Source organism: Serpentinicella sp. ANB-PHB4, from assembly GCF_031432315.1.
Classification (GTDB): Bacteria; Bacillota; Clostridia; order Peptostreptococcales; family Natronincolaceae; genus Serpentinicella.
In genome coordinates this window covers 48713-68784 of the sequence record NZ_JAVKGO010000002.1, presented here as the reverse complement: position 1 = coordinate 68784, position 20072 = coordinate 48713, and the positions used below count along the sequence as shown (strand labels likewise).

Annotated in this window: 20 protein-coding genes; 1 reads left to right on the top strand and 19 read right to left on the bottom strand. The window is 32.4% G+C overall.

From position 1 onward, the window contains the following. Nucleotides 1–2: 2 nt before the first annotated feature. The 14 genes from RH915_RS02895 to RH915_RS02830 all read right to left on the bottom strand — a co-directional run bounded on the left by RH915_RS02895 (nucleotide 3) and on the right by RH915_RS02830 (nucleotide 13360). Nucleotides 3–785: a J domain-containing protein gene (locus RH915_RS02895; RefSeq protein ID WP_310477811.1), complete on the bottom strand. Its 783-nt coding sequence runs from the start codon at nucleotides 783–785 to the stop codon at nucleotides 3–5. A gap of 48 nt (nucleotides 786–833) precedes the next feature. Next, nucleotides 834–1226, bottom strand: a complete 393-nt coding sequence (locus RH915_RS02890; protein ID WP_310477810.1) for a hypothetical protein — start codon at nucleotides 1224–1226, stop codon at nucleotides 834–836. 248 nt (nucleotides 1227–1474) lie between these two features. Continuing rightward, nucleotides 1475–3079 (bottom strand): ABC transporter permease, encoded by a 1605-nt coding sequence (locus RH915_RS02885; RefSeq protein ID WP_310477809.1) that lies wholly within the window; start codon nucleotides 3077–3079, stop codon nucleotides 1475–1477. Further along, nucleotides 3079–3972: an ABC transporter ATP-binding protein gene (locus tag RH915_RS02880; RefSeq protein ID WP_331618271.1), complete on the bottom strand. Its 894-nt coding sequence runs from the start codon at nucleotides 3970–3972 to the stop codon at nucleotides 3079–3081. The genes RH915_RS02885 and RH915_RS02880 overlap by 1 nt, the downstream gene beginning before the upstream one ends. Before the next feature lie 14 nt (nucleotides 3973–3986). Beyond that, nucleotides 3987–4616 (bottom strand): TetR/AcrR family transcriptional regulator, encoded by a 630-nt coding sequence (locus tag RH915_RS02875; RefSeq protein WP_310477808.1) that lies wholly within the window; start codon nucleotides 4614–4616, stop codon nucleotides 3987–3989. Nucleotides 4617–4826: 210 nt separating this feature from the next. Continuing rightward, a complete protein-coding gene (locus RH915_RS02870) occupies nucleotides 4827–7175 on the bottom strand; it encodes a heavy metal translocating P-type ATPase (RefSeq protein WP_310477807.1) in 2349 nt (782 codons plus the stop codon). Nucleotides 7176–7251: 76 nt separating this feature from the next. Next, the gene (locus RH915_RS02865; protein WP_310477806.1) at nucleotides 7252–7623 is read right to left on the bottom strand and encodes an ArsR/SmtB family transcription factor; all 372 of its coding nucleotides are present in this window, start codon (nucleotides 7621–7623) and stop codon (nucleotides 7252–7254) included. Nucleotides 7624–7787: 164 nt separating this feature from the next. After that, complete coding sequence (locus RH915_RS02860; RefSeq protein ID WP_310477805.1) at nucleotides 7788–8951, bottom strand: aldo/keto reductase; 1164 nt, start codon at nucleotides 8949–8951, stop codon at nucleotides 7788–7790. A gap of 109 nt (nucleotides 8952–9060) precedes the next feature. Further along, nucleotides 9061–9195, bottom strand: coding sequence for a hypothetical protein (locus tag RH915_RS02855; protein WP_310477804.1), 135 nt, complete (start codon nucleotides 9193–9195; stop codon nucleotides 9061–9063). A 64-nt stretch (nucleotides 9196–9259) separates the two neighbouring features. Next, nucleotides 9260–9589, bottom strand: coding sequence for a hypothetical protein (locus tag RH915_RS02850; protein ID WP_310477803.1), 330 nt, complete (start codon nucleotides 9587–9589; stop codon nucleotides 9260–9262). 17 nt (nucleotides 9590–9606) lie between these two features. Then, nucleotides 9607–11253, bottom strand: coding sequence for a putative ABC transporter permease subunit (locus RH915_RS02845; RefSeq protein WP_310477802.1), 1647 nt, complete (start codon nucleotides 11251–11253; stop codon nucleotides 9607–9609). A gap of 12 nt (nucleotides 11254–11265) precedes the next feature. Then, nucleotides 11266–12006, bottom strand: coding sequence for an ABC transporter ATP-binding protein (locus tag RH915_RS02840; protein ID WP_310477801.1), 741 nt, complete (start codon nucleotides 12004–12006; stop codon nucleotides 11266–11268). Nucleotides 12007–12311: 305 nt separating this feature from the next. Next, complete coding sequence (locus RH915_RS02835) at nucleotides 12312–12881, bottom strand: permease (RefSeq protein ID WP_310477800.1); 570 nt, start codon at nucleotides 12879–12881, stop codon at nucleotides 12312–12314. Beyond that, nucleotides 12878–13360, bottom strand: coding sequence for a permease (locus RH915_RS02830; RefSeq protein ID WP_310477799.1), 483 nt, complete (start codon nucleotides 13358–13360; stop codon nucleotides 12878–12880). The genes RH915_RS02835 and RH915_RS02830 overlap by 4 nt, the downstream gene beginning before the upstream one ends. A 175-nt stretch (nucleotides 13361–13535) precedes the next feature. Between RH915_RS02830 and RH915_RS02825 the strand changes: the two genes are divergently transcribed. After that, nucleotides 13536–14939, top strand: coding sequence for a dihydrolipoyl dehydrogenase family protein (locus RH915_RS02825; protein WP_310477798.1), 1404 nt, complete (start codon nucleotides 13536–13538; stop codon nucleotides 14937–14939). Between the two features lie 55 nt (nucleotides 14940–14994). Here RH915_RS02825 and RH915_RS02820 read toward each other — a convergent pair whose 3' ends face one another. From RH915_RS02820 to RH915_RS02800, 5 genes are all read right to left on the bottom strand, one after another. Next, nucleotides 14995–15468: a hypothetical protein gene (locus RH915_RS02820; protein ID WP_310477797.1), complete on the bottom strand. Its 474-nt coding sequence runs from the start codon at nucleotides 15466–15468 to the stop codon at nucleotides 14995–14997. Between the two features lie 102 nt (nucleotides 15469–15570). After that, entirely contained in the window at nucleotides 15571–16962 is a 1392-nt protein-coding gene (locus RH915_RS02815) for a sensor histidine kinase (protein WP_310477796.1), read from the bottom strand. After that, on the bottom strand, nucleotides 16955–17644 hold the full coding sequence (locus RH915_RS02810) for a response regulator transcription factor (RefSeq protein WP_310477795.1): 690 nt from the start codon (nucleotides 17642–17644) through the stop codon (nucleotides 16955–16957). Before RH915_RS02810 ends, RH915_RS02815 begins: the two co-directional genes overlap by 8 nt. An 82-nt stretch (nucleotides 17645–17726) precedes the next feature. Then, on the bottom strand, nucleotides 17727–19049 hold the full coding sequence (locus tag RH915_RS02805) for a clostripain-related cysteine peptidase (protein WP_310477794.1): 1323 nt from the start codon (nucleotides 19047–19049) through the stop codon (nucleotides 17727–17729). A 24-nt stretch (nucleotides 19050–19073) separates the two neighbouring features. Then, complete coding sequence (locus RH915_RS02800) at nucleotides 19074–19946, bottom strand: hypothetical protein (protein ID WP_310477793.1); 873 nt, start codon at nucleotides 19944–19946, stop codon at nucleotides 19074–19076. Nucleotides 19947–20072: the final 126 nt, after the last annotated feature.

Sequence of the window (20072 nt, the reverse complement as noted above, 5' to 3'; positions counted from 1 at the left end):
AATTAACGATTTTTTATACTCTTATACCTTTGTATATTGTCTTCATTTAGAAACTCATATGCATTTGTAATTTCTTGAAAGGCTTTTGTCGTATCCTTATCCTTATTTAAATCAGGATGGTGTATCTTAGCCTTCTTTCTATATGCTAATTTTATTTTATTTTTATCAGCATCGTAAGGAACGTCTAATGTATCGCAGCTCTTTTCGTACTTATTTTTAAATTCTACATAGGGATTTGAAAAGCCTTGATTACCTTGTCCACCGTAACTACTATATCCCCCTTGACCTCTATGAGCGTTTTGTTGGTGCCACCTTGCAAATCGCTCTGCCCATTCTTTTTGTTCTTCATAACGACGACGTTGTTCTTCTTTTCTTCTTTCTTCCTCTGCTCTTCTATAGGCTAGTTGAAATTCTCTAAGCGGTTTATACTGATATTTTTTCTTATCATTTAAGTAATTTCCAAGATTGAATAAAAATTCTGTCCATATATACTTTAAATATCTTAAGTAGGACACCATACTTGCACCAAGTACTGGAAATATTAATAAAAATAATACAATAAAAAGTCCTCCAGGTTGGGCTAATATTCTAAGACCTAATGGCCCGGCAAATAATAATATAAATAAACAACCGCCCATGCTTATTAAAGCAAAACAACCCTTCGTTATACTTCTTACAGTTAATACAACCGTCTCGATTATCCCTATTAAGATATCTAATACGACAGCTAAGAACGAACCTATTGAATATATAATTTTTCCTAATAGCTTATTTATTATCGTCATTGAAGGTTAGTCTCTCCTTACTATGTCAAAGTTTTTATTTAGTCTGAATTACGTCTTTCTACTAAATTTTAGTTTGCACTTAGGGCAGGTCACCATAATTTTCCCCTTGCCCTTTGGTACTCGTAGTGCTGTTTTACACTTCGTACACTTAAAATATTTATGTGTTTTTGCACAAGTAATCCTATTTTGTACTTTTTTAAATTTTGCATAAAGAGGACTCATAAGTATAGCAAACTTGTAGTTTTCCATACGTCTTTTTTGTACATCTTTTGAGAATATTCTATAGATGGCAATCCCTAAAGGAATGTAACTAATCATTATTAACAGAGATATCCCTACTATCTGACCCACTAACGTTAATAGAATTGAAATACAAAATAAAAAAATCGATAGCTGATCACCGCCAGATCTCCCATACATAAATTTCTTTAACCAGTCCATTATTATCACCCCTGTTTTCTTGACATCTATTTTTCACTTTTACTTTTAGTTTGTTATGATTGTAAAACTTTTGATTTTTTTACTCAGTCCATTATATCTTTTATAAACTTATATCTCAAGTTTTCATATGTATTTGAGTAAATTCCACAATAACATTTTCAGATTTTTTAAAAAAGAGGTGCTTTCAAAAAGAAAGCACCTCTTTTGTTTGTTAACTTGTTATAACTTACTATTACAATTATAGATCATTATCCTTGTATATCCCTTTTGTTATACCCTATAAACCCTAGGTAACTAAATACAGCACCTAAACCAACCAAAACAAGTGATGTTATAACATTTACTTCTTCCATTGGTATGTTTGGTATATGCCCAAAGGGTGTAATGAATTTTGCCCAGTCACTAAAATTTAATAATTGTCCAAAGTATGCAACCACAAAGGAGTAAAATACGATTACCCAACTTAAACTTGTGGCTTTCGGTAAATAACCTAGTAGTAAATTTGCAAACCCTAGTATACAAAGCATTGCGGGCAGATAGACAAATCCGGCTTTAAAAACTAAACCAAATGCCATAGGAACATCCATTACCGAGTAGCTTGCAGCCCAAAGGCCAATAACTGATATAAGTAATGTAACAATAGCGGTAAATACAGAAATACTAAAATATGCTCCCATTACATTGGTTCTAGATACAGCACAGGAATATATATGCTCCGTACGATTTTTCTTTTCTTCTCCCTTTAACCTTAATAACATGATTAAAGCAGCTACTAATGATAGAATCGCCACAATTGATAAAATCACAGATACAAATTGTTCTGCAAAACTAAAACCGACGCTTGGAGGTAGCATTTGTTGTATAATCTCGTTGTCTTCAAAAAACATTTCTAAATCTCCGAAAATTGATCCATACATTACAGCAAGCATAAATAAGCCAATGATCCATACAATGATTGATGTTCTCTGTAAGCGTAGTGCTAAGCCTAAAGGACTTTGTAAAAATCTGCTTGCATGTCTTCTTCCTGGTTTAGCAGGCAAAATTCCCGCGCCTAAGTCCCTTGCAGCACTTAAATAAAAACCTAGTGCACCTATTGCTGTCCCAACAGCAATTGTCACAATTGCTGGCCACCAGTAGTTGTTAACAAATACTTCTGTCCTCAGAATTAGGCCTAAAGGTGAGGCTACTGCAAGTGCTTCATTACTAACATCGCCTATAGCTCTCATAATATAACTTATCCCAAGTACACCGAAAGAAAAACTTAAAGCACCTCTGGGCGTTGATGAAAGCTGTGCAAATAATATTGTCACACCTGTAAAGAAAATACCTACTGCTCCAAGAGCAGTACCATAAAGTAATGATGGTCCTAATGGCATACTATCCATTCCTAAAGCATACAAACCAAACCCTACAATTAGTGCAAGACTAACATTTGCTATTACAGAAAGAATTGTAGCTGCACCTAAGTTGGAAAGGCGTCCTACAGGTAAGGATAGTATCATCTCTATTCTTCCCTCTTCTTCGTCAGCTCTAGTGTGCCGGGTAATTAAAAAAATACTCATCAGCGCAACACCAATAGCTGTAAATAAAAGCATTTGATGCCCCATCATAGCACCAATATTATAATTATCTAATCCGTAACCTGGCCCAACCATTGCTGTCATGGCAGGATTTCTCATGGTTTCTGCAATTGCTTGTAGAGCTTCATCAGTAGGATATAGCTCATCAAATGCAGGTGGAATAATTAAAGTAAAAAAGACTAACATAATAATCCAAATTGATAGCTTAATACGGTCTCTTTTTAACATTGATCTCGTTAACAGACTTGTATTTGTAAAAAGTGCTTTAGTCATTATTTCACTCCTTTCTCTCCTTCATAGTGACGAATAAAAAGGTCTTCTAGTGCCGGTGGTGCACTTTCTAGTTTTAATATTTCAAACTGACTAATGTGTTTAATTACATTACCCATCTCTTCACTATCTACCTGGAAGACCAATCCACCCTTTTCCTCGGACAAGTCATGTATTCCCTTCAATGCATTAATACCCTCTATTGCTTTTCTTGTTTTCACAAAAACATGGGTGCGTGTTAAATGCCGTAATTCATCTAATGTTCCCGTTTCAATTATTTCACCCTGCCTAATAATACTCACTTTATCACATAGCTTTTCTACTTCTGATAAAATGTGACTAGACAAGAGTACACTTTTCCCTTTATCTTTTACTTCTTTTACACATTCCTGAAATACTCTTTCCATTAACGGATCTAGACCTGAAGTGGGTTCATCTAAAATATATAGATCTGCATCAGAAGCAAAGGCAGCAATTAAAGCCACTTTTTGTCTATTACCTTTTGAATATGTTCTACACTTTTTTGTTGGATCAAGATTAAACCGCTCTATTAATGCTTCACGATGACTTTTGTTGTCTCCACCTCTTAGTTTTGTGAATAGATCAATTACTTCACCACCGGTTAAGTTAGGCCAAAGGTTTACATCTCCTGGTACATATGCTAACCTTTTGTGAATTTCTACAGCTTCTTTTCGGGCATCTTTACCCAAGATCGTCGCTTGCCCCTCAGTTGCATTCAAAATACCTAAAAGTATTCTTATTGAAGTTGTTTTCCCAGCGCCATTTGGACCAATAAAACCATATACTTCACCTTTGTTTACAGTTAAATTTACATTTTTTAAAGCTGTAAATTCACCATATTTTTTTGTCACATTCACTAAATTTATCATTTCCATAATTTTTTACCCCCTTATTTATATAATATTTTTTTTAATAAATCTAAATAGTTATAGAAATCTTCCCAATATGGGTCGATATCTGTATCTAGCTCTGTAATTTTTTTACCTTTTAACTTTTCTAACAATTCCTTTTCATAGCCATCCATAGATAACCGAATTAAACGTATTCCATCACCCGGATCTATATCTTCACGAAACAAAGTTTTATCAATGTTTCTATATATTTTCTCATAAACTAATTGGCGCAGTTCTAAAAGTTTAATTTCTAATTCGTCACTAAGCGTCATATCTTTATTTAAGTAACTCGTTGCAAAAAAATTAAAAATATATGGTTTTTCAGTATATGCTTTTAGTTTAACTTTACTACCTTGCTTACATTTTTCGATAAAGTCTCCCATATTTTCATCAATTTCTTCTAAATAGCGCTCCTTGATAAATTTAATACCATGATCGATTAAATAATAATAGAGCTCTTTTTTACTATTAAAATAGTAGAACAACATTCCTTTTCCAATGCTTGCATTTTTAACTATTCGGTTTGTAGAAGCTTGCTCAAACTTTTTCTCTGTGAATTCTTTATATGCTGCACTTAAAATACGCTCTTTTTTGTCTGCATCTAAGTTGTAAAACTTATCATTCAAATGATCACCTTCCTTTTTTCGACCACCGTAGTCTACTTTTATGTTTTAAGTATATCCTTTTAGACCACTTCGGTCAACACTTTTTTCTAAATATATCCATAATTATATATTGCCTAATAATCTGTAGAAGAATAAAAACCGATTAAAGTAATTTTTACTACTTTAATCGGTTCTTTTTCACACTTTTGTTTTTTAAGAGTAATTACAGTATTAATCAGGCCTCATGACTCTCATGGCATTTAATACTGCAATCACCGATACACCAACGTCTGCAAATACAGCTTCCCATAGTGAAGCAACGCCTAAGGCACCTAATGCTAAAAATAATATTTTTACCCCCATAGCAAAAACAATATTTTGCCATACGATTTTTCTTGTTCTTCTTGCTATTTTTATTGCAGTAGCGATCTTAGAAGGTTCGTCAGTCATAATGACAATATCTGCTGCTTCTATAGCAGCGTCAGAACCTAAGCCTCCCATTGCTACCCCAATATCTGCTCTTGCCAGCACCGGAGCATCATTAATACCATCGCCAACAAACACGAGTTTTCCTTTGACAGATTTATAAAGCAATTCAAGTTTTTCGACTTTTTCAGTGGGCAGTAACTCTGCAAACACATTGTTTATCCCTAACTGCTTGCCGATCTTCTGTGCAACAGCATTTGTGTCTCCAGTGAGCATTACTCTGTTTTTCACTGCTAGATTTTTAAGTTCCTTTATTGCATGTTCGGAATCTTTCTTAACCTCATCTGCAATTACAATGTTACCGGCATATACTTTGTTAAGTGCTACGTGTACTTGTGTTCCTGTTGACTCCAGCTCTTTAAATACAATATTCTCTCGATGCATTAATTTAATATTGCCAACGAGTATTTCATCTCCTTCAATCTTTACTTTAACCCCATGGCCAGGAATCTCTTCATAAGCTTCAATTTTTCTCTTATCTACATCTTTTCCATAGGCTTTTAGAATTGATGTTGCAATTGGATGATTTGAGTAACTTTCACCATATGCGGCATATTTTAATAGTCCTTCTTTTGTATAATTTCTCATAGGATTGATTTCTGTTACGTTGAATACACCTTTTGTTAATGTTCCAGTTTTATCAAAAACAATGGTTTCTACATTATTTAATGCTTCTAGGTAGTTGCTTCCTTTTACTAATATTCCTCTTTTAGAGGCTGCTCCTATGCCTCCAAAAAATCCTAGTGGGATTGACACGACTAAGGCACATGGACAAGAAATAACTAAAAATACCAAGGCTCTATACACCCACTCAGAAAATGTTGCCCCTTGGAGGATAAGTGGTGGTAGCGTGGCAAGAACAACTGCTATGCCTACAACTATAGGTGTGTAATATCTTGAAAATTTTGTTATAAAGTTTTCCGTCGGGGCTTTTCTGCTGGCGGCATTTTGAACTAAATCTAAAATTTTTGATACCGTTGATTGACTAAATTCCTTTGTCACTTCTATCACTAGTACACCGTTTTGATTAATGCAACCACTCAATACATCATCCCCTGTTAAAACTTCTCTTGGTATTGATTCTCCGGTTAAGGCGGATGTATCTATCATCGAATTTCCCTCTACTACCTTCCCATCTAATGGTACCTTTTCTCCTGGTTTTACAATAATCATATCTCCAACATTTACATCTTCAGGGGATACCTGATTTTCCTCTCCATTATTGATGACCCTTGCAAAATCCGGTCTTATATCCATCAATGCACTAATAGATCTTCTTGAACGGTTAACAGCTAAATCTTGAAAAAATGCTCCTACTTTGTAAAACAGCATCACTGCTACCCCTTCTGGGTACTCTCCAATGATGAATGCACCAATGGTTGCAATACTCATTAAAAAGTTTTCATCAAACACTTGGCCTCTTCTTATATTATTTGTAGCTTTAAGTACAATTTCTCCTCCAACGATCATATAACTTAATAAAAATATCATGAGGTTAAGGGAACTTGATAAATCTAAAATCAAGCCAATACCGAATAAAGTTCCCCCTACAGCAAGTTTAATTAATTCATTTTTATTGTTATTTACCTCATGATCATTTTCTTTATTCAGGTTTTCTTCTACTGCTATAACTTTTACATCCGGCTCTATTTTTTTAATAATAACTTCTGCTTCTTCAACAATCCTTTTTAAATCCGATTTATTATTTGCTTCAATCATTAATTTTCTTGATACAAAGTCAACACTTGCTTTTTTTACACCAGCAAGGTTTTTTATTTGACTTTCAATTTTTGTAGCGCAGTTTGCACATCCTAACCCAACTAGTACTAAAGACTTTTTTTCACCTTTTGTTATCTTTTTTTCTTTAATTACAACATGTGGTTCATGACGATTTACAATCGCATTTACAGTTACTAATATACCATCTAAATTAATATTGTTATCAACTTCAACGGTAAGTGTCTTTGTAATAAAATTTACAGAAGCAACTACCCCATCAATTTTATTAACTTCCGACTCTATTTTTGTAGCACAATTTGCACAATCTAAGCCTTCTAATATTAATTCTTTTTTTAACTTTATATCTACACTCAACGTTTTTGCCTCCTTATAGTGCCGCAGGTCTTGCCTATATTACTTTCATAATTGAATTATTTAAACTTATTAATACCTATCGCCTTTCATTAATATGGTTTAGCCCTTGATCAAAAATTTGTTTGATATGGTCATCATCTAAAGAATAATAAACAACTTTACCTTCTTTTCTAAATTTTACAAGTCTAGCTTGCTTTAAAACCCGTAATTGATGTGATATTGCAGATTGAGTCATGTTTAATAAAACAGCAATATCGCAGACACACATCTCCGAGGCAAACAAAGCATACAGAATTTTAATCCTCGTTGTATCACCGAAAACTTTAAATATTTCTGCTAAATCATATAGCCTTTCTTCTTCTGGCATACTCTCTTTTACAGCGTTAATAATATCTTCATGTATAATCGTACTATCACATTTAACAATTTTACACTTTGTATCTTTCATAACTTCTTTCACTCCTTCTTATAATAACATATGAGCAAATATTCATATGTTATTATAATTATATGTTTAATTTTTTCTATTGTCAACGATTGGTACAGTAGCACAATCTATTCAAAAAAAATAAAGTACCCCAGTTACACTGGGGCACTGATCAGTATCAATTATTATAACTTCATAAATCGTTTTATAAAAAATCTAGCGGGTTTATAATAAAAGCCTTCCATAGCTTTAGAAACTTTGGCTAACTCATCTATAATCGCTATATTTTGTGGACAGTGTTTTTCACATTTACCACATTTAATACATAGAGAAGCATTTTGAGCCTGACTTTTAAAGCTGGTCTGCATAATATATTTTCCGATGGCTGTAATTTTACCTTCTATCTCCCTGTCATTATAACAGGAAAAACAAGTTGGTATATCTACCCCTACTGGGCATGGTAAACAATAATCACAAGCTGTACATGGTATTTTGATTTTTTCATCTAAAATTTTTCGTACCTTGTTAAATAATTCGTAATCATCTTCTGTAAAAGTATTTGCTTCGGCCTGCGATGCCACTCTAATATTTTCTTCAATCATTTCCTGTGAATTCATTCCTGATAATACTACTGTTACTTCTGGGTGATTATAGATCCAGCGAAAGGCCCATTCTGCCGGCGTACGCTTAGTGTCAGCTTTATCCCATACTTCATAGACTTCTTTTGGCAAGTTTGTTACCAATTTTCCACCTCTTAAAGGTTCCATAACCATCACTGGTAATCCTTTAGCTGCAGCATATTTTAGGCCGCTTTTTCCTGCTTGATTATTTTCGTCTAGATAGTTATATTGGATCATACAAAATTCCCATTCATAGGCATCAATAAGTTTTATAAATTCCTCTCTTCCTCCATGATAGGAAAAACCAATATTAATAATTTCACCCTTTGCTTTCTTTTCTTCAATCCATTTAAGAATACCTATATCTAGAAGTCTTTTCCAAATGTTAATATCCGTTAGCATGTGCATAAAGTAATAGTCAATATAATCTGTTTGTAATCGTTCCAACTCTTCATAAAATATTTTATCTAGATCTTCATATTTTTTTACTAGGTAAGGAGGTAACTTTGTTGCAATCTTAACCCGTTCACGATACCCTTTTGAAAGTACTCGCCCTAATTTCACTTCACTATTTGGATAAATATAAGCCGTATCAAAAAAATTCACACCATTTTCTATAGCGTAAATAATCTGCTCTTCTACTTCTTTTTGATCCTTTGGTAGACGCATACATCCAAAACCTAGTGCAGAAAGTTTATCATTATTTTTTGGGTTTACTCTATATTTCATATTCGTCTCTTTCCTTTCATATAAAAGCACTAGCCTTGCTCACTTAATTTTATCACTGTAGATAAAAAAATAAAATTATCTTTTTAAAAAGACAATTTTATTTTTTTTATTACCTTAACCGAATTCTTGGCAAACTTTCAAAAACATCTTTTCCGAAAGTTGTATTTAAGAAAATAGTTGCTAAAATTGACAATACTATAATCGCGCCTATTACACTAAATGTCGTCTTATACTTAGGTTCCATTACTATTCCTCCACTCATTGATTATAATTCAAATGGATCACATAACCTTAACTTTGTTAAGATTCTATACTTTTACAGAAATTTTTTCTACAAAATCTAAATTAACAAGCTCTAGGCTTTTACTTTTTTTCTCCTCAACCTCAACTTCCATCCATTTGTCATCTACGGTCGTTATCTTTCCTTCTACATATTGGTCTAAGGTATGCACCTCACAAATTTTACCTATATATTTTTTTATTACTTCATGGGTCATTTCTATCCCTTCTTTCTTGTTAATTTTCCTTATAATAATTTTTTTTGTAGTATCTGTTTTCGTAAAATCGAAATGATCTATAAAGATTAATACTAAAAATAAAATTAATGGCCATGATAAAAAATCCAGTTCTAACACCACACTTCACCTCTTTGCGCTTAGAATTCCATTTTGTCCCACGCTCTTTTACCTATATTTGAAATATACGTAATCTGCACGATAACAGTGGATACGGCAATTACTATTATTAATGGTAGATTTAAAAAACGCTGTAAGTTCGATAAAAACCGTAGCTCTATGCTATAAATTACATATAGACCTATCGTAAGTAAAAGATATGCTGGTATTATCAAAAACGAAATTAAGCCTCCAATAAATTTGTTGCTTTCGAAATATTTTTGAAAGTAAATCATTTCAACGGATTGACTCATATAAAAATATCCAGTTGTAATGAATATTTGTATTAGTATAATTACGATCCATTCAATTAAGGTTAACTGTAAAAAAATTGATGATATCGTTAACCCGATTGTTAAAATTACTATGCTAGGAATAAAAATCATAATAATTCTTGATAGTATTACCTCCTGTGAAGAAACAGGCATAAATTTAATCAGAGAGTGCTGATACTTAGCCGTTAAAGGATTTTTCGTGATTTCACTACTTTCAAAAGGTACTGATGTACCAGTAGTAACTAAAAATATTCCACCTGCCATGGCTAATGCACTAAATAATAACGGGTTTCTACTTCCTATCTTTATTGTAAAATAAACTAAAAGACTATACAGGGCATAAAATACTAAACTACCTACCATAATGTCGAAATTTTTGCAGGCTCTTATCCACTCATATTTTACCATACATAAAATTGGTGTTAAGTTTCTTTCTGGTGTTTTCTTATTTGTAACTTTCTTATTTGTAGTTTTCACTTTTTCAACCGGTGTACTATTCATCCAACCCTTGTAAAAATATTTTTTCGCTATACAATATGTTGCTATCACTATTAAAGCTGTAACGCCTACTAAAAATAGGGTCGGCATAACCAGTTCCTTTGGTGATGCCCCCAAAGCTATCTTTCCTAATAGCTCTCCACCTGATATAAATGGAAATATAAGATATAAATAAGCTGTGTTAAATAACCATTTAAAAATGTCCTCTAGAGGGATAAAACTAGGTGCTTTTACACCAAAGAATATAAATACCCACACTAAAGCTGTTAATAAAAAATTACCTGTATTTACAAAATACCTATAGGATTTTATAGAAAATTTTGTTAGAAACAATATTCCTAAGGATACCCCAATACTGGCAGCCGTTGTCGCAATCATAAAATAGATCAACGGCATTAATATGTAAAAAACGGCATTAGCCTGTACTGATATACTTAAAGCAATTACAACAGGCACAAAAAATATCGCTTCTTTTATAATTGTGTTACAAGTATGATTTAACAGTTTATATATTAGAATAATTCCTGAATTTAGAGGTTTAGAAACCAAGAAACCCATATCAGGTGATTGATAAAAATTATTAATTAGGCCTAAGAGGCTTGCAAAAAATTGAAAAGCAAATATCAATAGAAAAACTACTGAGTACATTACGGTAGCTACTGCATAACCTTGTTCACTAGGAAAGTCTCCAAATCTTCCTACTACTTTTGTATTTAAAAAGTAAACCCCTAAGCTTAATAAACCTAAAATACCACAAGCAATAAGTATGTTTACAATCCCTTTATTTCTAGTTCTAAAATATCTGTTAATAAACATTGACCATTGATTTTTATAGAGTAACTTTAATGTATTCATAAATTAAATCACCTACCCTTGTACCGGATCTGATTCACTAGTAATGTTTACAAAAACTTCTTCTAACGTAGTTCCCTTTTGGGCCTTCTTTTGTAACTCTTCTAATGTTCCTACAGCAACTAACCTACCACCTGCAATAACAGCAATCCTATCACATATTTGTTCTGCAATCTCCATGACATGAGTGGTCAGTAACACCGCAGTATTTTCTTTATAGGCCATTTCTTTTACAATGTCTTTTGCATTTTTTGCACTAACTGCATCTAAGCCTAAAGTCGGCTCATCTAATAATAAAATTTTTGGTTGATGAATAATTCCTGCCATTAATGCTATTTTTCTTTTCATCCCTCTTGAATACCCACCTATTAGTTCGTTACTTTTTTCTTGCAGGTCTAATCTATCTAATAGGTAATCTATTCTCTCTATTCTGAGTTTAGGATCAACACCATACATTTCCCCAACAAAGTTTAAGAACTGTCTTCCTGTTAACTTATCATATAAAAAAGGATCATCAGGGACATACCCTAAATGCTTTTTAGCTTCAGTAGGATTAGTAACAATATCATACCCACAAAGATTTACTTGACCTTCAGTAGGTAATAAAAGACCGCTACAAATTTTAATTGTTGTTGTTTTTCCTGCACCGTTAGGTCCTAAAAATCCTAATATTTCACCGGGCTTTACTTCAAAATCTATCCCTTTTACAGCCTCTACTTTTCCATATTGTTTTTTTAGATGAGATACTTTTAACAAATTATTCCCTCCTTGTATATAACCTTTATCTTGTTTAGATGTTTTAACAGTTAATTTCAATATTAATTTCTTAATTTTTCCATAATTATAGCACATCATTTTATGGAATGCATCTAATTTCATCAATATAAAAAGCACAATTCAAAGTAGACAATAATATCTACTTTGAATTGTGCTTTTTAAACGAAGATAACTTTTTAGTATTTAAAGTTCTCAAGCTCATCATAAATTGCGCAAATAATTTTGTGTTTTTTGCGATCTTTGTATATTTCTATATTTATTTAACTAATTTTTATTTAGTTTCTTCAATCTTCTATTTCATTTATCAACTTATAAATATTATCTCTTTCTTTTGTTACAACAAACTTATCTAGTAAAAATGAAATAATTAATATTCCAGGTATATTAATCAATAACCGAGTTACTGCGAAGTCAGATCCTAGTGCAGCCATTTCAAATAAAAACATAGGTATTTTCGTTGTGGACCAGGCACCAATAAAAATTAGTATATTACTAAATGTTGCCCCTTTTTTCATTAATACTAATGCTACAGGAAAGGCACCATACAATGGGCCCGCCGCAGCTGAACCTAATGTAAAAGCTATTATTACTCCTTTTATACCGGAACCTTCTCCCATGTATTTTACCATTGTTTCCTTAGGGACCCATACATCTAAAAGACCTAGTAAAATAAAAACTGGTGGAATAACCATCGCCATCTCTCTAAAACTAAAACCTACAACATCTATTGCTTCTCTTCCCATTTCAGCATTCACTGCTGTAAGTATGCCTAATGCAACAATCGTTATAGCAAAAAAACGATATCGCTTTAACATAGTTCTCATAGACGGATTTTTACCTGCTGTATTTTTCATCCTCCTATAACCCTCCCCATAATAAAAGCTACAATAAAAGCAAATAGAAATGCACTTATGTTTCGCCACATTGTTAGTCTTCTGCCAAAATACTTACTTTCAATAGGTATGGTTATGACCCCTACCATCATCAAAGAGGATATGAATGCTGCTATTTGAGCAATCCCAGCACCACTTTCTAATAATAATGCAGCAGTTGGAAAAGCCACAAAAGCAGGTATTAGTGTCACTGCACCAATTGCAGCAGATATAATTACACCCAACCAACCTGACTGTCCACCAAGTATAGCGCCTATTACTTCTGGGTTTAAGACCGCTAATAAAATACCCACCAAAATAATAACACCTAAAAACTGAGGCAAGATATTCTCAAAGGCTTTCCAAGCTTTTTTCAAAGCCATCTTTGTTTTCTTTTCATCTTTTCTATAAGATACAACTAAAAAAATAATTACTATAGCATACAAAATTCTATTAATCATGGTTTCACTCCTAAAAGATCAGTTTAATATATTATTTCTCATTGTCTTATAATTAGACTCCCAAATATAAATTGTTAAAAATTGTAGTTTAAGTAACAGAGAATAAATATAATATACTTTTTAAATACTATTGTTATATTATTTTTTAAATTATATAGGTAAAGGAGTTTAGTACATGAATAAGTATGATGCTATTGTTATAGGACTGGGACCTGCAGGTATGGCTATTGCCGGTATGGCACCACTCATGGGTTTAAAGGTACTTGCTATAGAATCCCATAAAGTAGGTGGAGAATGTTTAAATTACGGTTGTATCCCTAGTAAAGCAATGTTAAAAATTGGAGAAGTAGCTTACTCAACAAAAAAACTTGACTTCTTTGGTCTAAAGTCAACATCTGAAATTACTTCTTCGGCACCAATGGATAATGTTCGGACAAAAACCCCTAAAATAAATAATCAGATGGCAGAGAAAATGTTTCCCGGAGTAGATCTAATTATCGATAAAGGATTAGCTAGTTTTGTTGACTCCCACACAGTAGAGGTAGATGGAGAAAAATATGAAGGAAAAACTATTTTTATTGCTACTGGTACCGAACCTTTTATACCACCAATTCCAGGGATACAAGATGTGCCTATTTTAACTAATCAAAATGTTTTTGCATTAGAAGAAGTACCAGAGTCACTAACTATAATTGGAGGAGGAGCTATTGGTAGTGAATTAGCCCAAGCTTTTTCTAGATTGGGTTCTAAGGTTACAGTTGTACAAAAAAACTCTTTTTTAGTTCCAATTGGTGATGAAGAAGCAGGACATGTTTTAGAAGATCAGTTTAAAAAAGAAGGTATTAAGGTATTCAATGATACCCAAATAGAAAAAGTTGAACAAAAAAATAATAAGATTTATACACATACTACTAATGGTGTACTGGAATCGGATAAACTTCTTGTTGCAACAGGTAGGCAACCGGTATTAGAACCCCTTAACCTAGAAAAAGCAGGTATTGATTTTGATAAACGAGGTATTATCGTTGATGAATATAATAAAACCTCTCAACCTCACATTTTTGCCTTAGGAGACTGTAATGGCAAGTCACTACTATCACATGCCGCAATGCATCAAAGTATGCTATCTCTAATGAGTATGTTTACACCGGAGCCAGCAGAATCCTTAAAAAGAAGTAACCATTTAGTCCCTTGGGCTGTTTTTACTAAACCAGAGATTGCACAAGTTGGCATGACAGAAAGGGAAGTTAAAGAAAAAGGAACTGACTATATAGTAGTTAAAGAAGATTATGCAAATTACACAAGAGCTGCTTCTGAAGGTCACACTACTGGTTTTGTTAAAGTTATTACGGATCTCCGTGGTACAATATATGGTGTAACTATTTGTGGTGAGGCTGGTAGTGAGCTAATACATGAATGGGTCCTTGCAATGCAAAATAGACTTACTATGTTTAACATTGTTATGATGCAGCATACCTTCCCTACACTGTCGCTGTTAAATAAAAGGGTGGCTGAACAATGGATGATGACTATGATGCAAAATGGTGCTATGGAAGAAATGATGAAACAAATTAAGTAAAATTACAAGCCACTTGTTGTAAATAACAAGTGGCTTGTAATCTTTATAATTTTCTTTATTGCATTCCTCTTCGATTATATCTATTTCCATTTCCTTCACGATATCCCTGACCTTCATTTCTTGCTTTTCTATCTTCGTTCCCTTTTCCAGTTCCAAATCTCATGCCAAGTTTTTCTTCTGTCTGATGAATCCCCGTTCCATCACAATCCCTTTGCCGTTCCTCTAACTTACTATAGATTTGACTTGCTTCTTCTTGTGTTACTTTCCCCGCCACAATTCTTTGTTCTAATATTGCCTTTTTATTAATTAGATTGTTTTCTTTAAATTCTTCTAAAACACCTTTTTCATTAGCTAAAGCCCCAAATGTGAGATCCCCTTTTTCCTCATATAAGGTTTCTACGGGTGTATCAGTTAGAGCTGCAAGGTTTTCTACAGGACTTGAATACTCACTAGCATAAGCCATAATGCCAGTCCCAAGTATGATAGTAGTAACTCCTACTACTAAACCTGTTAATTTTGTTCTTTTCATTGATATCCTCTCCTTTACAATTTTACAAAGACTAATGTTACTGTCTTTACAAAATAGTATAGCCATCAATTGTGATAGAAGTATGATCAAAATATGTTTTTACTATGAAACCAATTTTTTACTAATTGTAAAATAAAAAGTACTCCCTTTTCCAACCTCACTATCTACACCATAAGGTATTTCATGGGCTTCTAAAATGCTTTTTACAATTGAAAGACCTAAACCTGTCCCTCTATTTGAGTTATGAGAACACTTATAGTGTCTATTCCAGATATATTGTAGCTCTTTATTAGATATACCCACACCGGTATCCTGTATTTGAACTTTTGTGCCTTGACTCTCTTCTGTAATCGTAATTTTAATTTTTCCCCCTGCATGAGTATGTTCAAGTGCATTAGATACTAAATTATGTACAACCTGTTCTATTCTTTTATAATCCCCATAAACATTGTTTTTTCCCCCGCTATATTCTAAGATTAATTTGATCTCTTTTTGTGTTGCAATTAGTTTGTACTTGTCTATAGTATTTTTTATTAGATCTGTAATATTAAACACCTCTTTTTGAAGTTTTAGATATCCAGACTGTATTTGTGAAAAATCTAAAATGTTATCTACAACACGACTTAACCTATTTGTTTCTTCAATAATTACATTTAAATTTTCATCTCTTTTTTCTTTATTTTCCCCGTTAATATCACGTATTAGTTCAGCATATCCCTGTATTAAACCTAAAGGTGTCCTTAGTTCATGGGAAACATTTGCAATCAGATCTTTTTTTAACTTATCAACTTTTAATAATTGCTCTGTCATACTATTAAAGTTTTTTGACAGTGTACCTATTTCATCACTTGTTGTTACATCTACTCTAACGTTCATATTTCCTTCTTTCATAGCTTTAACTGATTGGTTAAGCTTTTGGATAGGTTTTAGAAATACCTTAGATATAAGTGTTCCTATAATAATTGCTATTATGAATAAAATAAATGATATTGTTATAAGCTGTTTTTGAAGTATCTCAATTGTCTCATTAATAGGTTCTATTGGTATACTTCCAGTTATTATGTACTCAGCGTCAGTTATTAGTTTTGAGTATGTTAATACGTCCGTATTTAATCTATTATATTGAGTAATATTTGTTATTTCCCCAGTCTCTATAATTTCTTTTAAGTAATTGCTTTTAAATATTTTATTATTTAAAAGTTGTCCTCTTCCCTTCATATGCCCTGATATGAATAAAGATTGTCCATTTAAATAACTAACTTCAATAGAAATATTATGTGTATAAAAGATTTTTTCAGCATATTCCTGCAGTTCTAACATATTTTCTTCTTCATAGTGAATTCTTGTGTTCTCAACAGCTTGTCTTATATGATCAAGTTTGCTTTTCATATAATACTTCTCTAAATAAACAGATTGATACACCCACAAAATAATTATTGTCAATGATGTAAATGCAATCATACCCAAAATTAACTTGCGTGATATTTTATTCATTATTATCTCCTATCTCAAATTTATATCCTACTCCCCAAACTGTAGTAATATAACGTTTATAATCCTGCAATCTCTCTCTTAACATTTTGATATGAGTGTCTACAGTTCTGTCATCTCCGAAAAAATCTGCACCCCAAACGCCATTTAATATTTGCTGTCTGCTTAAAGCTTTATTTTTATTATAAACTAAATAAACCAGAAGTTCGTATTCTTTTGGTGTTAGCTTTATTAGTTTATTATTAATGTAAACATCCCGAGAACTTGTATTAATAATCAATTCATTTAATTCCATAACCCCTAGTTGATCGGATTCTTCTATCTTTAAACTTCTTCTAATCACTGCCTTAAGTCTTGCCATGAGTTCTTTTGGACTAAAGGGCTTTACAATGTAATCATCTACACCTAACTCAAAACCAAATAGTTTATCATACTCTTCTCCTCTAGCTGTAAGCATAATAATTGGAATATCAGAAGTTTTTCTAATTTCCCTACATACAGACCAACCATCAATTCTGGGCATCATAACATCTAATATGACAGCATCGAATACGGATTCTTTAAATACTTCTATTGCCTCTTCACCATCCTTGGCAGCAACGTAATTGAAACCTTCTGCTTCTAAATAAGTTTTTATAAGTTCACGCATTTTTTGTTCGTCTTCAGCAATTAAAATTTTTTTCATTTTACCACCTTCCTCTACCAGTTTCATTGTAATAGAACTTTTTTCTATTATAAAGCATTAATGTGATAGAATTATTATCAATTTATTTTTTTTTGAATTTATTCCAATTTAACTTCTGAAGTTGATTCCATGCATCATCAAATGTAATCTCTGGATTCTGATCCATAATCACCCCTACTACATACACAAGGGGGATCTTAATAGGAGGTGGTATAGCATCGTATTTTTTCTCTTTATCTTGTGTAACAGATTTTGAAATGTCCTCTTTATCTCCTAAAACTGCAAGCCAACTGCTATTTTTTAAAAATAATAAGTCTTTATAAAAAGATTTTAATGTGGCGTACTGTTGTGGTGCACGCGGTAAATAAAGTGCAGGTCCTTGGTTTGTTTTTGGTGTAATACAAGTAAGCTCAGGGTAAATAATGATTTTTCCTAAAATTTTTTTTAACCTTAGTTTTTTAAAATACAGATTTGAAAACCTCTCAATAAACAAATCTTCCAAATCAAGCAAACCAATTAAAGGATCTTTTGTGGAACAATGGCACCATTGATTAAACTCATCTTTTAAATTTATTTTATTTTTAAATAAAAATTTACTTATCAAATCAACCTCTTTTTTTAGATTTCTGAACCTCTTTTTATTTAGTTTTACCACTTGAAGCTTGTTTCGCCTAACAAAAATCTTATTGAAAGACTTAGTCGCAAACGCTAAATCCTCTGAGAGCTTCTTTTTACCGTGTAAGTATCTAATAAGTAAGTGATAAGGAAGACCTTCTAGAGCAACATTCTTAGTTGTGACTAACAAGTGCTTAATAGGGTTATTAGGAATCATGGATATTTCATACCAAACTTCCACCATGTTCATATAACAAGTATCAAGGAGCATACAATCTATACTTTTTCCAGTTTTTTCTTTAATTTTATAAAGACAACTTGTAAGACCTTGTATATTCATCATATAAGGATAGTCCTGCATGTAATCGGTCATAACTCCTACAAATCCTGCACCATGGCCTGACATAATAACCATATTTCTCGTAGATGGGTATTTTTTCATCCCCCATATAACAAAATCCGATAAACTATTTGGGTCAGCCATATTTATATTTCCTAGATCATCTAATTCTACTGCATGGTTATCCTTGATAAGGTACCTGCGAACGCCACTCCACTCCTCACGTTTAGCTAAATTTTTTTTCGGTCTTAATAATTCCACTAGACTTCCTGGTGCTCGCCCTAACTGTACAATAATATTTATATTGTTGTTAATGGATTCTTTTTTAAGCTGAAGAAACCTTTCGTATATCTCAGGCTCTAGTTCATTGTTACCATTAGCGTATATCATTATGGTCCATTTTTTTTTACTAGAACTATTCTTAAACCATTCAAATTCTCGCTTAGCCATTTAACTTCATTCCCTCATAATAAATTATGTTTCACATTCACAAGATTCTGGCGAATCGGTGCAGTTGTCTTTACTGACCATCATTGTGATTGTTTCGCCTTCAAATTTTGGGGGAATTCTTAACATATAGTACCCGTCACAGCCACTATAAGTGTGGCAAATGTCCCTGAGAATGCCTTGTTTATCTTTATAAAATGCTTTTATTATTGCTCCTTCTACCTGCTTTTTGGTATAACATTGTTTGATATGTCCGTATACAATTACATCATTTATCTTTCTAACTTTTATATCCTTTCTTATCAGTATTCTCTTTCGTTCAGGTTGTTGTGGCGGATAAAAATCAGGAAAAGGTGCATCATGGAATTTTTCGCACAGATCAAGCTCAAAGTCGATACATATTGGTGCTTCAGGGCAAAATCCCATATAGGGAATGAATAACTGTACCCTTCCAACAACACTAATCAATAAGGTTATACCAAATTTATAATATATCTCGTTCTGCTCCGTAACTTCCTCTAACACCTGTGATCTTGTATCTAACTTTACTTCAAAATCAAACTCACTTCTGTTAGCATCTGGCATAAATAATATAAGATCTTGTTTTATGTTGGATATAAGACCTTTATAGACTTTTTCGTCATTACTTTCAGCTTGAAATGGCACTTCAACTTCAAAAACTACTCGTTTGAAGTTTGATTGGTTTTTAATGGTGTTAATGCTTAGACTCCCGTTTTTAATGATTCCATTACTAAATATAATTTGTTTTATTTTTCGATTTTCAAAAGGAATCTCTGCATTAGGAATGCATACATTTTTTTTACACTGGGCAAATATTTTATCTGCAATAATGCAGGCAACTTTATCAAATTCCTTTAAATTCATAAAATTTATAGACATGGTTAATCCCCCATTTAGTAAATATATCCCCTTTGTATATTGTATGATTTTTTGTTTAAACCGAGACATTTTAAAAAATTATTATCTAGTTAACACGTAAAAAAACAGAGGACGATCAATCTAAAG

What these genes read in the sequence shown, in the direction of transcription:
- RH915_RS02895 (WP_310477811.1), bottom strand. Translation starts at nt 785, where the DNA reads ATGACGATAATAAATAAGCTATTAGGAAAAATTATATATTCAATAGGT.
- RH915_RS02890 (WP_310477810.1), bottom strand. Translation starts at nt 1,226, where the DNA reads ATGGACTGGTTAAAGAAATTTATGTATGGGAGATCTGGCGGTGATCAG.
- RH915_RS02885 (WP_310477809.1), bottom strand. Translation starts at nt 3,079, where the DNA reads ATGACTAAAGCACTTTTTACAAATACAAGTCTGTTAACGAGATCAATG.
- RH915_RS02880 (WP_331618271.1), bottom strand. Translation starts at nt 3,972, where the DNA reads ATGGAAATGATAAATTTAGTGAATGTGACAAAAAAATATGGTGAATTT.
- RH915_RS02865 (WP_310477806.1), bottom strand. Translation starts at nt 7,623, where the DNA reads ATGAAAGATACAAAGTGTAAAATTGTTAAATGTGATAGTACGATTATA.
- RH915_RS02860 (WP_310477805.1), bottom strand. Translation starts at nt 8,951, where the DNA reads ATGAAATATAGAGTAAACCCAAAAAATAATGATAAACTTTCTGCACTA.
- RH915_RS02855 (WP_310477804.1), bottom strand. Translation starts at nt 9,195, where the DNA reads ATGGAACCTAAGTATAAGACGACATTTAGTGTAATAGGCGCGATTATA.
- RH915_RS02845 (WP_310477802.1), bottom strand. Translation starts at nt 11,253, where the DNA reads ATGAATACATTAAAGTTACTCTATAAAAATCAATGGTCAATGTTTATT.
- RH915_RS02835 (WP_310477800.1), bottom strand. Translation starts at nt 12,881, where the DNA reads ATGAAAAATACAGCAGGTAAAAATCCGTCTATGAGAACTATGTTAAAG.
- RH915_RS02830 (WP_310477799.1), bottom strand. Translation starts at nt 13,360, where the DNA reads ATGATTAATAGAATTTTGTATGCTATAGTAATTATTTTTTTAGTTGTA.
- RH915_RS02825 (WP_310477798.1), top strand. Translation starts at nt 13,536, where the DNA reads ATGAATAAGTATGATGCTATTGTTATAGGACTGGGACCTGCAGGTATG.
- RH915_RS02820 (WP_310477797.1), bottom strand. Translation starts at nt 15,468, where the DNA reads ATGAAAAGAACAAAATTAACAGGTTTAGTAGTAGGAGTTACTACTATC.
- RH915_RS02815 (WP_310477796.1), bottom strand. Translation starts at nt 16,962, where the DNA reads ATGAATAAAATATCACGCAAGTTAATTTTGGGTATGATTGCATTTACA.
- RH915_RS02810 (WP_310477795.1), bottom strand. Translation starts at nt 17,644, where the DNA reads ATGAAAAAAATTTTAATTGCTGAAGACGAACAAAAAATGCGTGAACTT.
- RH915_RS02805 (WP_310477794.1), bottom strand. Translation starts at nt 19,049, where the DNA reads ATGGCTAAGCGAGAATTTGAATGGTTTAAGAATAGTTCTAGTAAAAAA.
- RH915_RS02800 (WP_310477793.1), bottom strand. Translation starts at nt 19,946, where the DNA reads ATGTCTATAAATTTTATGAATTTAAAGGAATTTGATAAAGTTGCCTGC.